This is a genomic window from Neobacillus sp. OS1-2, from assembly GCF_030915505.1.
Lineage (GTDB): Bacteria > Bacillota > Bacilli > Bacillales > Cytobacillaceae > Neobacillus.
This window is the reverse complement of sequence record NZ_CP133265.1, coordinates 2,601,488-2,616,137: the sequence shown is the minus strand read 5'-3', so window position 1 is coordinate 2,616,137 and position 14,650 is coordinate 2,601,488. Positions and strand designations below refer to the sequence as shown.

The 14,650-nt window shown below is 39.2% G+C and carries 17 protein-coding genes and 1 pseudogene; 2 read left to right on the top strand and 16 right to left on the bottom strand.

Features of this window, described 5'->3' with window-relative positions:
- Nucleotides 1-28: 28 nt before the first annotated feature.
- Complete coding sequence (locus tag RCG19_RS12835) at nucleotides 29-631, top strand: TetR/AcrR family transcriptional regulator (protein ID WP_308107454.1); 603 nt, start codon at nucleotides 29-31, stop codon at nucleotides 629-631.
- A gap of 150 nt (nucleotides 632-781) precedes the next feature.
- Here the strand turns inward: RCG19_RS12835 and RCG19_RS12830 are convergent, their stop codons facing one another.
- Complete coding sequence (locus RCG19_RS12830; RefSeq protein WP_308107453.1) at nucleotides 782-1,732, bottom strand: DMT family transporter; 951 nt, start codon at nucleotides 1,730-1,732, stop codon at nucleotides 782-784.
- 125 nt (nucleotides 1,733-1,857) lie between these two features.
- Entirely contained in the window at nucleotides 1,858-2,529 is a 672-nt protein-coding gene (yeiL, locus tag RCG19_RS12825; protein ID WP_308107452.1) for a transcriptional regulator YeiL, read from the bottom strand.
- Nucleotides 2,530-2,609: 80 nt separating this feature from the next.
- On the opposite strand from yeiL, the gene RCG19_RS12820 reads away from it, so the two are divergent.
- Nucleotides 2,610-3,794, top strand: a complete 1,185-nt coding sequence (locus RCG19_RS12820) for an MFS transporter (RefSeq protein WP_308107451.1) — start codon at nucleotides 2,610-2,612, stop codon at nucleotides 3,792-3,794.
- Between the two features lie 274 nt (nucleotides 3,795-4,068).
- Here the strand turns inward: RCG19_RS12820 and RCG19_RS12815 are convergent, their stop codons facing one another.
- The 14 genes and pseudogenes from RCG19_RS12815 to dmpG form a co-directional block, all read right to left on the bottom strand.
- The gene (locus tag RCG19_RS12815; protein ID WP_308107450.1) at nucleotides 4,069-4,557 is read right to left on the bottom strand and encodes a GNAT family N-acetyltransferase; all 489 of its coding nucleotides are present in this window, start codon (nucleotides 4,555-4,557) and stop codon (nucleotides 4,069-4,071) included.
- A 309-nt stretch (nucleotides 4,558-4,866) separates the two neighbouring features.
- On the bottom strand, nucleotides 4,867-6,222 hold the full coding sequence (locus tag RCG19_RS12810; protein WP_308107449.1) for an RNA-guided endonuclease InsQ/TnpB family protein: 1,356 nt from the start codon (nucleotides 6,220-6,222) through the stop codon (nucleotides 4,867-4,869).
- Between the two features lie 583 nt (nucleotides 6,223-6,805).
- The gene (locus RCG19_RS12805; RefSeq protein WP_308107448.1) at nucleotides 6,806-7,678 is read right to left on the bottom strand and encodes an AraC family transcriptional regulator; all 873 of its coding nucleotides are present in this window, start codon (nucleotides 7,676-7,678) and stop codon (nucleotides 6,806-6,808) included.
- Nucleotides 7,679-7,880: 202 nt separating this feature from the next.
- The gene (locus RCG19_RS12800) at nucleotides 7,881-8,072 is read right to left on the bottom strand and encodes a hypothetical protein (RefSeq protein ID WP_308107447.1); all 192 of its coding nucleotides are present in this window, start codon (nucleotides 8,070-8,072) and stop codon (nucleotides 7,881-7,883) included.
- Nucleotides 8,073-8,211: 139 nt separating this feature from the next.
- Nucleotides 8,212-8,481: a hypothetical protein gene (locus RCG19_RS12795; RefSeq protein ID WP_308107446.1), complete on the bottom strand. Its 270-nt coding sequence runs from the start codon at nucleotides 8,479-8,481 to the stop codon at nucleotides 8,212-8,214.
- 3 nt (nucleotides 8,482-8,484) lie between these two features.
- Nucleotides 8,485-8,874, bottom strand: coding sequence for an SHOCT-like domain-containing protein (locus RCG19_RS12790; protein ID WP_308107445.1), 390 nt, complete (start codon nucleotides 8,872-8,874; stop codon nucleotides 8,485-8,487).
- The gene (locus RCG19_RS12785) at nucleotides 8,875-9,246 is read right to left on the bottom strand and encodes a DUF2089 domain-containing protein (protein WP_308107444.1); all 372 of its coding nucleotides are present in this window, start codon (nucleotides 9,244-9,246) and stop codon (nucleotides 8,875-8,877) included.
- Nucleotides 9,247-9,496: 250 nt separating this feature from the next.
- A complete protein-coding gene (locus RCG19_RS12780) occupies nucleotides 9,497-10,336 on the bottom strand; it encodes an alpha/beta hydrolase (protein ID WP_308107443.1) in 840 nt (279 codons plus the stop codon).
- A gap of 277 nt (nucleotides 10,337-10,613) precedes the next feature.
- On the bottom strand, nucleotides 10,614-10,883 hold the full coding sequence (locus tag RCG19_RS12775) for a hypothetical protein (RefSeq protein WP_308107442.1): 270 nt from the start codon (nucleotides 10,881-10,883) through the stop codon (nucleotides 10,614-10,616).
- 74 nt (nucleotides 10,884-10,957) lie between these two features.
- Nucleotides 10,958-11,033: pseudogene (locus RCG19_RS12770) on the bottom strand (alkylphosphonate utilization protein); the annotation flags it as partial.
- Entirely contained in the window at nucleotides 11,002-11,859 is an 858-nt protein-coding gene (locus RCG19_RS12765; protein WP_308107441.1) for an ABC transporter substrate-binding protein, read from the bottom strand. The pseudogene RCG19_RS12770 and the gene RCG19_RS12765, both read right to left, overlap by 32 nt.
- Nucleotides 11,860-11,916: 57 nt before the next feature.
- A complete protein-coding gene (gene hprK, locus RCG19_RS12760) occupies nucleotides 11,917-12,852 on the bottom strand; it encodes an HPr(Ser) kinase/phosphatase (RefSeq protein WP_308107440.1) in 936 nt (311 codons plus the stop codon).
- A 174-nt stretch (nucleotides 12,853-13,026) separates the two neighbouring features.
- The gene (locus RCG19_RS12755) at nucleotides 13,027-13,467 is read right to left on the bottom strand and encodes a YaiI/YqxD family protein (protein ID WP_308107439.1); all 441 of its coding nucleotides are present in this window, start codon (nucleotides 13,465-13,467) and stop codon (nucleotides 13,027-13,029) included.
- Between the two features lie 140 nt (nucleotides 13,468-13,607).
- On the bottom strand, nucleotides 13,608-14,636 hold the full coding sequence (dmpG, locus tag RCG19_RS12750; protein ID WP_308107438.1) for a 4-hydroxy-2-oxovalerate aldolase: 1,029 nt from the start codon (nucleotides 14,634-14,636) through the stop codon (nucleotides 13,608-13,610).
- Between the last annotated feature and the right edge of the window lie 14 nt (nucleotides 14,637-14,650).

Below are 14,650 nucleotides of genomic sequence, written 5' to 3'. Positions count from 1 at the left end.
ATCTTAATGCTTTTTCGAGGTGATATAAATGGTTCAGCAACGACGTCGTGGTAACGAACTAAAAGAAGCGATTTATATAAGCGCCATTGAACTATTAGAAAGCGAAGGCTACAAAGCCATCACGTTTCAAAATATAGCTAAAAAGGCACAAACGAGTCGAAGTGTCTTATATCGATCTTGGTCATCACCCTTCATCATTTTATATGAGGCAGTCAGGTGGAAGACCTTTCAAGACGGGAATGGAAGCGTTGGTAATGCCTCTTTTGATACAGGCAGTCTTCGTGGTGATTTACTAGCATTATGCCAACATTGGGTTAGAAACTCACTGGCCTTTTCCTCAGAATTCTTGAAAGGTTTTTTAACCGAAATAATCGAGAATCCGGAATTTACCTATTTGTCAGAAAAGGTGACAGTCTCCAACTTGCTGGTTATTGAAAAAATCATTGAGAGAGCTAGTATACGAGGTGAAATCAAGCATGAGGTTAGTAATATGGTGAAGTTGCTGCCTTTTGAGATATTACGTTACCATCTCGTTTTTATGAAGGATGCGGTCGATGATCCATTCATCAAGCAGTTAGTGGATCATGTTTTGCTGCCAGCTATGACAAATGGGAATAAGGTTGAGAGGTAGAATAAAAAGGGACCGATCCTTAGCCATAAGAGAATCCCCATCTGGTTGACAGATGGGGATTCTCTTATGAATGGGCAAAAATAAACTTGCGAGGAAATCTAGTATTTTCATTCATTCCTTGTAAACGCGATATTTAATTCTTCTACCACATCATATACACTCATTTCCTGCTCTATTACTCTCATCCTGGACTTTCCTCTTCTCACTTTTCTGTACCTTTGATCGTCCACCTGCAACAAGGATGGCCGAATACAAAACCAGAGCGATCCCTAACACCTGCCAGCCCCGTAGATGTTCCCCAAGAAAAAGGACACCCGTTATGACTGCAATGATGGGTTCCATCGTTGCCAAAATGGAAGCCTTACTTGCTTCTAAATGTTTAAGTCCTGATGTGTACAAAAGAAAAGCTGCAACTGTTGCCACTAACGCTAACAACACCGCTGATACCCAAACATCTATATATTGAAATTGATCTAGCTTGTTTCTTATATCACTTGTCAATAGCATAAATAGACTCGTATAAAGAAATGTGTAGGTTGTTATGGTCAAGGCAGAATACCGCTTCGTAACAGGTTTACTGAAAATACTGTACAACGCATAACAAAATCCAGATAGAATCCCCATTAACAAGGTTTTCATTTGTATCTCGTCTTGGCCAAATGGCAGTAGACCGACAACAAATGCACACCCTGTAATAGCAAGTGCAAGTGCCCAGCCTTTACGAATGGTCAAGGGCTCTTTAAAAAAGATACGAGACAGAATGGTTACAAACAGCGGGCCAGTATATAAAAGTGTTACTGCAAGCGATAAACTCGACTGAGAAAAAACTTCAAAATAAAAAAAATTAAATAAAGCGATACTAAAAATTCCTGCACAAGCGAAAAAAAGATGATCTTTTAATCTGGTACGTAACTGCTCACGATAAAATGCTGTCATCACTAGAATTAAGATCACAAAGGTAAAAATGCCCCGAATGGCCACTACGTCCCAAGCCGTGAAGCCACGTGCATACAATGGAGCAATCAATAAACCAATTAGACCCCAACATACCGCACCGGTAATTGTCATGATATACACTCTAATACTCGTCCGTTTTTCCATTTTATGCACCTCTATTTCCAAAAAAGGGAATGACTCCGATTCTTACTTCGCCACGAATCGGGTCAAACCCTTCCTAGAAATGTTTATAATATAAGGAAACTTACTTATAGTTAAAAAAAACGGAGTTATTCATTCATCAACACCCTGGCAAGCATATTTAATTCGTTGGGCTGTAAGATGCGATAGTGACGTCCTTCCTTTTGCAAATAGCCTTTATCGCAGAATTGTGCCAGTACATATAATAAATGACGGTAGGAGACGCCTAAAAAATCACAAACAGTGACGTGTTTCTCCTTATAGATCTCCCCATCTGCCGTTTGCAAAATAAACTCAGCAAGTCGGTTTTCTAGCGGGAAAGAAAGGCTTTGTGTGTATTTTGCCGCCATTTGTGTAGATTTTATACTTAAGAACTTCGCCAGTTCACGAAGAAAGGCAGCATCCTCGAGCATTTTGGTGCGGCAGCGATGATAAGGAATCGCATAACAAATCGTCGTCGTGGAGGCTTGAATTCCTTTCGTATAATAAATTGGATGTAATAATTCCATTTCCCCGAAAAAATCTTCCTCCTTGATAAAATTAATTAAGGAAACCTTTCCATTTTGATGCGTCACATAAATTTTCGCTTTTCCTTCAATGACATAAAACAAGAAATCCGGACGCATGCCTTCTTGGATAATCCATTCATCTCGTTCATATTCATGCACTTCCAGAAACTCTTCAATCGGAAAAGAAAACAAATAGCTAATCGAATATTCCTCTAAAAAGCGCTGCCTTTTCTCATTGTTGTAAATTTCCATCAATCTCCTCCAAAATATGAGATATCTCATATTATTGTACGTTTCTCCATGTTATGATGCAACCATTGGAGGGGGATCGAATGGATTCGCAACGATGGATGAACAGACAATTTTTTAGTTTTTTTATCACCTGGGGTGTTTTTCTACCGTATTGGACAGGGTGGATGATTCATACAAAAGGGATGACGGTTTCGCAAGCTAGTTTAATTATGAGTCTAGGGCTGGTTGTCCGCGGTCTTTCTACATTATTTGTCTTTCCTTATTTATCAGGGAAATTTAGCAGTAGAACGTTGCTCAACGGAATGGCGATTGGCACCTTATTATCTCTTCTATGCAGTTTTCCTGCGAATTCATACATGAGTTTATTAGTTGTTACTTTACTGTTGCATGTCTTTTATCCAAGCTTAATGCCGGCATTGGATAGCGCAGCAGGCGTTCTTGTACAAAATAGGCAATTACGAGATTATGGGAAGAGCCGCTCGTGGGGATCTATTGGCTTTGTCGTATCGGGGATGATGTTAACGGTCTTTACAGGAGCACTTGGCGATCAAGTGATTTTATGGGCGTTGTTACTCGGCATATTGGTATTCATTTCTCTTTGTTTCTTACCTGCCCCTATTATATTAATGGAAAAACCACAAGCTACCAAAATGAACAAAGGCGGTATGCTGCAATTATTTCGCATCAAATACTTTGGCCTCGTGCTGGTGATTGTGATTTTACTACAAGCGGCACACGCATCCTATTACAACTATGGCTATATTTTCTTACAAGAAATCCATGCGCCCAAGTATTTAATCGGTATGATTCTTAACATTGCTGTGCTGGCAGAGATCATTTTCTTTTTAATCGCTGATCGGTTCTTTCATAAATTTTCAGTAGGCGCCTTGCTGACACTTGCAGCATTTGGATCAACAGTAAGATGGATCCTCATATTCCTCTTTCCCTCTATTATTGTGTTCTGCATCGCGCAAACTTTGCATGCCTGCTCATTTGCGATGGGCCATTATGCCTTTATGAAATACTTAACTAAGCATATACCACAAGCACAGATTCCGAATGCTCAAGGGATGTATTCAGCATTGGCATTAAGTTGGAGCACAGCGGTGTTCACATTCTTCGGCGGATATTTGTATGAAATCGAGCCAAGATACGCTTTTATCGGGATGATCATTTGTACCATCCCATCGATGGTACTTGCGATCTTCTATCGAAAATTAACTGCAAAGGTGGATGATTCCTGCGGCCTAGGGGAACAAGGATAATGTAACATTCGTTTAATGTTCAGAAACAAACTTTCAAAAAAGAAAAGTCAGATCCCTCCACTTTTACGTGATGGGGTCTGACCTTTTTCAGTTCAAATAATCTACTCATTTTTACCAAGTCAAAACTACTTCAACTGCATGGTTGTAATGCAGGTAGGATCACCATTAAATGTGGCAATCTTTGAATCTGCCTTTTTACCATCCTAATCAACCTTTAGTTATTTCTACTAACAAATTCCCATCCTTGAAATTTATTGGAGAAATTAACTAAACTCTAGTTCTTTACCTTTTTCTCATAACAATCCACTTCTCTTGCGTGATTTGTTCGAGCGGTTTTAAAATATTCAAAACCAACAGAATGCCAAAATCTTTGAGCTGTATGGTTCTCTTTTAAAACGCCAATCCGTAAAACCCTCAATCCCTTTTCAACCATCTCTTTTTCAAAAGTCAAATAGGCTTGCCTTCCGAATCCAAACCCTTGATAATCAGCATGAATCATTAACAACCCAAGCCATGGACATTGGTCTTTTTCATTTAACAGTAAATAGTCGATAATACCAATATAAGTGTCATCAAGCTTAATAAATAGGCTCTTTGTTCTGCCATTTAACAAGTCATCTTTTACTTCCCCAAGGTTTCGTCTTTCCTTTCCATTCTCCAGCTGATTATATTCTGGATTTGAATTGATGATTTCAACGGCTATATATAGTGTTTCCACTGTTATTTCCTCAAAATGGATTGAATTCAATTTTTTCACCTTCATTACTATCATGTCCTGTTTCAATCTATGGTCAACTACCCCCACTGAGGTGAAGCCTTTCAGTGGGGGCTTGAGTTAGAACTCTAGGTCTTCTCGTCTATTGCTAGACATTTTGACGCTCTAAAATTCATGTCACCTTACGGTAACACCCCAAGTAAGTTTTTGGTTGGTACTGGCAACGAACTATCGTTTTCCCACTTGCACCACCCTTTCGAGCAGTTTTTCCTTACGGAAAAAGCCACCGCTCAGATTACTCTGGCGTGTGCTACAAGCCCCGACAAGTCGAGTACACATGGATGGTTGACACACCCACTAAGCTATGCGCGAAGCAACAGCCTTACGTTTTTGCACTTCTAATAGAATTGGAGTTTTAATTTTGAGGTTTTCGTACAATTTTATAACTTCTGATTTTCGTAACGTATTCAATGCGCCATTAATGTCAGCATGGATACATTTGCCTGATTTACTTTGATACAGACCACGATTGATTCGTTTGCCACTAAAATGATAGTTTGTTTTATCATCTTTTGACCAAACAGGAATCGCATCTCTATCTAGAAAACTAGCTTTTGATGTATAACTTTCTTCTTGTTTGAGGAATCGAATACCTTCTTTCAAACATTTGTTTTCAATGGCAGAAATCAGTTTTCGAAAAGGGATTTGAACAAATTTCTGATTGTTCTTCTTTCCCATATCAACTTCTTGTTTCCAACCGGCGTTATAGCCAACAACAATGGTATCAATATTAAGTTCAGTCACTTTTTTGAACAACAAACCGACGGTTTGTGAAATATATCCGTTGATTTGGCTTTCACGTTCTTTCCAAAGAGCTGCCATCTGATTTGTTACCACACGTTTCGAAAGACCATTTTCGATATTTTTTTGTTGTAAGTTACTTATTGTTTTGTTGAAGTATTGGTTAATAGACTTCAACTTTTTACCATCAATTAAGAACGTATCGCCCATATTTGTTGCACAACTTATCAATCTATCTACACCCAAATCACAACTCAAAGTATTAACTGTGGTCGTTAGTTGCTTTTTCATTTGAGGTTTTTGCACTTCATAAGTGTAATGCACCTCAAAGAACCGACCTTTTTGTTTGGGCACAATTTCAATATAGGATATTTTTTTGTTTAACAAATTCTTTGGCATACGTATTTTAATAGAACCAAATATTTTTCTGAATTCAACATTCATGGGAATAGACCAATATCCGTTATCATCTACTTTCGGAACTTGATAGATTTCAATAATTCGCTTTTCAGTAGAGCCAGAATACTTCGGAAACTTCGGACGACCAGTGAATTTTTCAGGGTTCTTCTTCCACTGTTCTAACGCTTTAAAAAAGCTCTTCGCTTCTGCATACAACGTTCTACGAATAGCTTGAACCGAGTTTGATTGAACACCCCAATAGTTCACATCAGCTTGCATGGCATCATCTACTTCTTTTACAGTTGCCATCTTGTTGGTGTTCAAATAGCTTTGTTTAATTGCATACAACCCAACATTTCGCAACGCCTTGGAGCTATGTGACATCCTCTGAAGCAGACGAAATTCTTTAGCCGTAAGGCTAGCTCGTCCAATATTTTGTTTCTGTGTAAACCGTTGAATATTTTCACTTTTCTTTTGTTTTCGCAGCACTTTGACGGCTTTTTTTCTAGTCATTGTTTTCACCGCCTTCCTAGTTAAATTTTAAAGAATTTTCTATACTTAATTATATGACAAACGGAAGAAAAAAGCGAACGTTTGCTCTTAAATTTTTAAAAAATAATACAAAAAAATTCAGCCTAGTGGCTGACGGCAATTCATCTCCACCTGAATTGTTGGGCAACCCCCGTAACACAAATCAGATGGAGTCTTCTTGCCTTAAAGGATAAAACTAAAATAATAACCTTATCGATAGGAAAATACATAATACCGAACAAGCATAAAAGAGTACGGCTAATTTAACATTCCTCCTGAATTTAATGCCGTAACACAAAAGAAGAGAGCAGCCGCTAATTTGGAACCACTTCGCAAATAAGCATGATTTGAAAAAATTGAACTGCTTAAAATAATTGAGGTAAGGAGAGTTATCGAAATTAGTGCTTTGAACCATAATGGTTCATTCAGAAACACATTAAACATAAATTTTATTCGTTGCATGAGGTTACAGCTCCCTTCCATCAGTATTTATTTAAGCATATGTCGATATTCTAAAGATATCCTGATTAAAAAAGGAGCTGCCTAACAGCTCAGTGATTTTTAATTATTTTTTCAAAACTGGTATCCAAATTTCGCTTTTCACAGATGGTGAAGTTAAATCTTTTGTTTTAATCGACAAGATTTCGGGTCCTTCAGTAACTTGATAATTGGAAGATGGAAACCACTCTGAATAAATCCTGCCCCAAGTTTCTTGTAGAGTACTAGGAAAAGGTCCTGCTGATTCAAAGATCGCCCATGTTAAAGCAGGAACTCCAAGACTTAAAAAGTTTTCCGGGCATTCTTGTGTTGTTGCCACTCCAATATACTGATCAAGCTCTCCTTTTTCTTCCATACGTCCATCCGAAAAGTTTGTAGATGCTTGAATCATCCCTTTAGGTTCAACATTAGAAAGTTTTTTTAATTGATCTATTTTTTCCATAGTCAAGGATTTCCACATTTCAGTAATTACTGGGTTTTCTCCTTCAAAGATAATTGGAACTCTCTTCTTAATACCAACTATCTTAAATGCCTCTTTTTGTTCGATTCGGTAATTCATTTCATTTCCTCCTCTAATTGATAATTGGAAGGTCATTGGTGGAAAGGCTTTTAATGGCTGTCCGTTGTTTCTTGCTTCTGATGGTGTTACACCATGTAAATTTTGAAAAGCTCTAGTAAAAGAGTCCGGTGAATTGTATCCATAGGTAACCGCAATATCAATTATTTTCAAACTACTATTGGTAAGTTCAAATGCTGCCAAGCTCAGTCGTCTACGGCGAATGTATTCTGATAATGTAATACCCGCAAGAAAAGAAAACATTCTTTTAAAATGATATTCGGAACACTGAGCGATCCTTGCCACCACTTTGAAGTCTATTTCGTCAGTGAGATTATCCTCGATATACCTCATTGCATCATTCATGCTAGTAAGCGAATCCATTAAATGACCTCCTTTCAACAATAGAATAACAGGAGTCGTATCGTTCAGTCCGACATTCTGTGCACCATTTTGTCGGATTATTCACATCTTAATCTGTTACTGAAAATAATAAGTCTACTAATAACCCAATAAATACAATCGAAAGGATCATTGCTGGTATAGATAAATACCAAATCCCTGTGTTTCTAATGCTTATGTGAGTCTATTTTTTTGGTAGATCAAGCGCTTGATAAGCTAACTGGAATTTCCCCCCGTCAGCTACTTCTGAATGGTACAAAGCCTTGAGGGCATTGTTTTTTTCAAGGCCGTGTTCGACCTTCAACTCTTTTAAGCGTGTATGCAAGTCTTTATGATCCTTGATGAGCTGTTGCATCTGCGATTTACTATACTTCATATGTGTAACTCCTTTCAGAACCTCAATCCGTTCCCCAAGTATAGCATGATTAAATCATTATATATAGGAATCCAGATATTGGTAAACGGTGCCTGACACCATTCATTTTAAAAAGACATTACCCAATTGGAATAATGCCTCACAATCTTACTTCGACTTCTGTACCGTCAACTAATTTTGTATTCACTAATACGATACCCTTGTGCTTAGACAGGCTTTGCAATAGTGGTTTCAAGTCATTTCTGTCTATTTGAGGGAAGGTAAATTTACTTCCATCTTTATTGATTGCCGTATTAATCATGCGATTTACTCTTTTTGAAGTAATAATCAAACTAAACATATTTAACAATGGATATGGAATTGGAACAGAGAATTTTTTATCTTTTACTTTTATCCTGACTTTTAGCATAAACTATTCAATCACCACAAAAACTTTATCACCATTAGCCGAAGTAACATCTACAATTTGACCGTCCAGTTCATTTTCGATTGCTGTGATTAAAAGATCCACATTAATATCCTTCACATATTTTTCAGCCTCTGGAATTCTTTCCGCGATACTCGAACCAACCTTTAAAACTGCCTTTATAAGATTAATTGGCAAATTCACAGCGATATTATCACCTTTTTCGGAGGTAATTTGAATTTTTAGCATTTTGTTGCCATAGGGGATTTCCTTTTTTAATGGGATTGACTGTAGCTGGTCTTTACCCTGCAGGATATGAATCAATTCTGTTGCTTTTTCCTTATCGATTTTTCCCTCTTCGACCATTGTTAACACTCTTGAAATTTCCTCTTTCATTTATAATTCCCCCTCTTTTAATAAATGAATAGCCTCTTCCGCAGTGATTTCTCCCTTTTCCAACATGGCGACTACCTTTTTCTTATCCACTTCCGTTTTCTTTTGCGTGGAATAGCCGAGAGCAGAAATAATGTCATCTAACTTTCCTCTTACAGTCGGATAGGAAATCCCCAATTCTTTCTCCACTTCTTTGATATTTCCACGGCATTTTAGAAAAACTTCAATAAAATGAAGCTGTTCGTGGGCAAGGGCCGCTAGCTTTGATACCTCAAATTCATTTTCCACGATCGTATGGCAATGGTTACACTGTAACTTCGTAATTTTCAATTGTTTGCTGCAAACGGGACAATTTGTAATTAATGGGTATGCCATCTTTTTCTCCCTTCCTTTATTTACCTCAATCATACAACAGTTATTAATTATTTAAAATAGGTAATTAAAATATTTTATAAAAAGTTAGTAAAAAGTTAATTTATTTAACTCTGACTTTAATTAAATAACAACTCTCTCTTGAAGTAAAAAAAGACTCGGAATCCGAGTCTTTGCCTAAAAGGGCATACACCAATGGTTTAACACTTTAAGCGGATGCTCAACAGCCCCCTCTTAATGGGCTCCCCATTCGTTACCATTTGTTGTGTATCATATGGTGGTCTAACCAACCGACCAAGTCTCCTAAAAACTTCTCTCTTCCCACCTCATCAAATGGACGGTGCCTAGCTGAAGGGTACTCAACTAGCTCTTTATCCGGAGAGGACAAAAGGGTAAAAAAATGGCGCAGTTTTGTGGGGGGTGTAATCTTATCTTCTAGGCCGTATTGTAATAAGACCGGCAGCGTAATCGCTGGTGCTTCATTTACCACTCGTGTAATCGTTTGGATTAGGCTGCGTCCTAAACCAGGGGTCACGATATTATGGCGTAACCTGTCTGATTCGTATTTAACACGAATCGCTGATTTTTTCTTTAATAAGCGAATCCTGCCGGGTTTTTTGATGCGATAGTCTGGCTTAACCCTCCCCAATAGGTTAATCCCTAACTGTTCGAATGGTGTGACTTCGTAAGAGATAGCGGGGGAAATTGCTATTATTCCTGAAATACCCGTACTATGCTCCAATGCATACTCGAGGGTAATCAGGCCGCCAATACTATGTCCCACAATATACAAGGGCACCCCGGGCTGATCGAGTGAAACAAGCTTGCGAAACTCGTGTAAATCCCCGCTAAATTCATCCCAAGATTGTATATAACCCCTTTTACCGGAGCTTTTTCCATGACCACGCAAATCAAGGGCATAGACAATATAGTCGTTATTAACCAAGCTTTCACTTATATTCTGTAACCCGCCGCTGTGGTCCCCATGTCCATGAACGACGATAACCGCCGCTTTTGGAGCTGTTAATGGTTCGATCACACGAAAAAATAACTCGATTCCATCGACACCATTAAATGTACCTTCTGCCATCATGCCCATATTCCTCCTGATGCTGCCATTCCAAGAACATGTATTTGTCCTAACCAACATACTCTAAAGTAAGTAAGCTTATGAAGTTGATTTTAGTATAAATCAATACTAGTAGAAAATATGATTGAAGTAAATGAATAAAGGGGCTGCGAATCAATTTAGGGAGCCATTTAGAAATAAAATAAGCAACGCATCTCACGAAAGCGTTGCTTCTCTTGCACCCTTTTCTTTTATGAACCCTGCTACTGAATCAACAGACTTTTCCATTCAGCAGTAAGTGTTAAAAGTCTCCATCAAACTGATTAAATGGAATGTGTAATCTATTTTCCACGGCACGAAGCCTCTGATTTACTCGATTTAAACGGCGATTAAGTTGGTTAAAATCTCTTTCAAGCAGATCTAATCTTCGTTCAAACTGTCGCCATTGTGGGAGTTGAAATAGTTGCGATATTTGCGATAGTTGCCTGTCAGGGCTATATTGATCCTGCTGGACATATGGGTAATACTCGAACTGAGTTTGTGGAACTTGATAGTTTCCATATGGATACATTTGGGCATCTCTCCTTTTGGATTAATTCCCTATAAAATATGTAGGCATTTTCAGTATGAAACGGCGAATACCCATAGGACAATCCAGAAGATCCCCATCCTCATACGTATATTCCAAATTACATTTTGGACACTTTGGTAAATTTGACATTCCTACATTCCTTCTGTTTACTGGAACCACCCGAAGTGATCTCCTCTATTTTTTTAGTTAATCTTTCTAAATATAGCCCTGCTTCCACCATTTTCGCTCCGTACCAAAACATCTCACCGTCCACTAACAAGATTTTTGTATTGGGAAGAAAGGATTGAAATTCGGCGAGGTGTTTTACTTGAAAGGGAAAAGGTTCAGAAGCAAGCAATAGCACATCAAGATTTGCTTTAGTTAGCTCCTCTTTTGTAACCATGGGATACCTTGATTCTTCCGTTGCGAAAGGGTTTTGGAAACCCAGTGTATCTAACACATCATTAATATATGTCGTTCCGCCAACCACCATATATGGTTTTCTCCAAATCACATAGGCGGCATTTAGCTTCTGCTTACATGAAGGGTTTGGGAAGGATGTTTTGCAGGATGCGATGAGATGCTCAGCCGCCTTTTCTCTATTCATCAGTAATCCCAGCGCTTCGATCATCCGGTAGGAATCATCTATCTTTTGTACCTCCGAGACAAAAACAGGGGCAACCTTTTCAAGTGCTAGCACAATCTCTTTTGTGTTTTCTTCTTTTTCCGCTAGTATCAGATCAGGTTGTAAATCACGGATGGTTTCCATATTCACTTCTTTTGTACCGCCCACGATCGGGATGCTTTCCACCATCCCTTTAGGAAAGATGCAATATTTTGTTCGGCCAACGATTTCTTTCTCCAGTCCTAGGGCAAATAGTGTCTCAGTTATGGCTGGACAAATAGAGATAATACGCTTCGGCACAGTAGAAAGATTCACTTGCCGCCCAAGATGATCAAGTATGAACTGTCCCATCAAATTCCCCTCCCGTATACTCGTTACTTTTAAGCTAGCTAACTAGTTCATTACTTGTTATTCCATGCCGGAATTTGAAATATCGGCCTCAATCCTGCTCATGAACTCTTCTACTGCACTGTATCCTTGCTGCTTCAAATACCAGTTATTTGCGGCTGCTTCAATTAACCCCGCCACATCACGCCCCGGCTGGAGTTGGATCTCCATGGATGGAATCTTCACACCCATATAGTCTGTGTATTGAAGTTTCTGGTCCAAATCATTATACAAAGCATCTTTTTCCCACTTCGTTAAATTAATATCAAGAGCAATTCGTGATTCATCTTGAAAAGCTTTGCGACCGTACAGACGAACCACATTTAACAGTCCAATACTGCGAAGCGCCAAAAATTCCCTGGTTTTCCCATCATGAGTCCCAAGAATGGTTTGCGCGCTAAGCTTCTTTAGGACAACGATATCATCAGCAATCAGGCGGTGTCCCCGGCGAATTAACGTATGTGCCGTCTCACTTTTCCCTACCCCCGAATTTCCACGAAGTAAGATGCCAATACCGGACACATTGACACAAACTCCATGCACAGCAATTTCCGGAGCTAATTCTTTCACCAAATACGCATCTAATTTGGAGATAAATTCTGAGGTTATCTCCGGTTTGTTTGTTACTAACAAAGGGATTCCCTGTTCTATACAATGGTGGGTTAAATAGGTAAGTCCTTCTTCCCCAGCTGTTACGATAAAACATGGCGGATGATAATGGACGATATTCCCAATTCGTATTCTACGTTCTTCATGACTTAATTTATGTAAGTAGGTAACTTCCTTTTCCCCTAAAATTTGCACCCGTTCTGTTGGAAAGAAATCAAAATGGCCAACAAATTCCAAGCCAGGACGATGTACCCGTGATTGTGTAATCATTTTCTGCAGCTTATTTTCACCTGCCACTACTTTCAATGAAAACTTACGAACTAAGTTTTCAACCGTTATTTTCTTCACCTATTCTCACCGTCCTAATAGCCTTCTTTATATGAATTATACTTAAGAATAATGGAAGTGTCATCCATTTCCAACCATATCCCTAAAAGGGTAGCACTTACCCACATAGATAACGTACACAATTATGAAAAGACGATGCCCATAGATGTCATTAGGAATCGCCTGTCTAAAACCTCATTCACTTATTACCCCTTTAAACAGCTCCCTAAATTGTTCCCTATCTTCCGCTGTAAAAGGTTTTGGCCCTTTAGTCCGCTTTCCGCCCTTTCGCGCCATGGCGCTAAAATAGCGAGTTTGTAATAATTGATCAATATTTTCATTTGTATAGATAAACCCTTTATGGTGGAGGACGATACATCCTTTTGCTAAACCTAGCGATGCAAGACCATAATCTTGCGTAACCATTATGTCCCCCTTTTCCACTAACCTCATAATCCGGTAATCGGCAGCATCTGCTCCATCATCAACATAAATGGTTTCCACTCCTGCTGGCTGTTCCGCACTAGAAAAATGGGAAAAGCTCGTAACAAGGATGACAGGAATGTCCGCTTTCGTCCCTTCAAAAATAACAATATCTTTAACTGGACATGCATCCGCATCAACATAAATTTTCATCTTTATCTCCCTTGTACATGGTCTGTCCCTAACACTTTTTGAATAGGGTTATTGGTAATTATTTTAAGTATAGCAGAAACTTCCTTACTAAAAAAAAACAGGATAGCCCTTTGTCAGACTATCCAGAATTATATTCATCATTATCTTATCATCACTTCTGCCTTTGCTTTAGCAATTTCGGCTGCTACATCGACAATCATATCCTCTTGACCACCGACAACCTTACGTTTTCCTAATTCTACTAAAATATCACGTGAATCGATTCCGAACTTGGCCGCGGCTCTTTTAGCATGAAGGGCAAAGCTTGAATAGACACCGGCATAACCGAGAACAAGGCTATCCTTGGTAATCTCTTGCGGCGTTTTCAGGATCGGTGCCACCACAGCTTCCGCTAAGTCCATCATTTTGTAAACATCTATGCCTGTCTGGATCCCCATTCGGTCCAGCACCGCTGTAAGCACTTCTGTTTGCGTATTACCCGCTCCTGCACCTAAACAGCGGACACTCCCGTCAATTCGTGTCGCCCCTTCTTCCATCGCGACTAAGGAATTGGCCATGGCAAGGGACAGGTTGTTGTGGCCATGGAATCCAATATTTACTCCAACATGCTGTTTCAGGGCACGGATCCTCGTGCGGACCTGGTCTGGGAGTAAGGCACCCGCTGAATCCACCACATACACCGTATCAGCCCCATAGCTTTCCATTAATTTTGCTTGCTCGACTAATTTGCCCACCTCTGCCATGTGGGACATCATCAAAAATCCGACCGTTTCCATCCCTAGATCTTTTGCCGCTTGGATATGCTGCGGGGCAACGTCTGCTTCCGTCACATGTGTAGCAATACGCGCCATTTTAGCCCCTAATTTCGCTGCTTCTTTTAATTCCTTCACTGTGCCAATTCCAGGAATCAAGAGAACGGCTATTTTTGCCTGATCCACCACAGAAACAGCTGCTTCGATCAATTCCATTTCATTAGTCCTGGAAATCCCATATTGTAGAGACGAACCAGATAAACCGTCTCCATGTGATACCTCAATATAAGGAACCCCCGCATCATTTAAAGCCTTTGCTACTTTCAGAACTTGATCTACTGTAAATTGGTGGGCAATCGCATGGCTTCCATCACGCAATGCTACCTCTGTGATAAAAATATCCCGGGCATTTGTCATTTTGTCAAAATCTC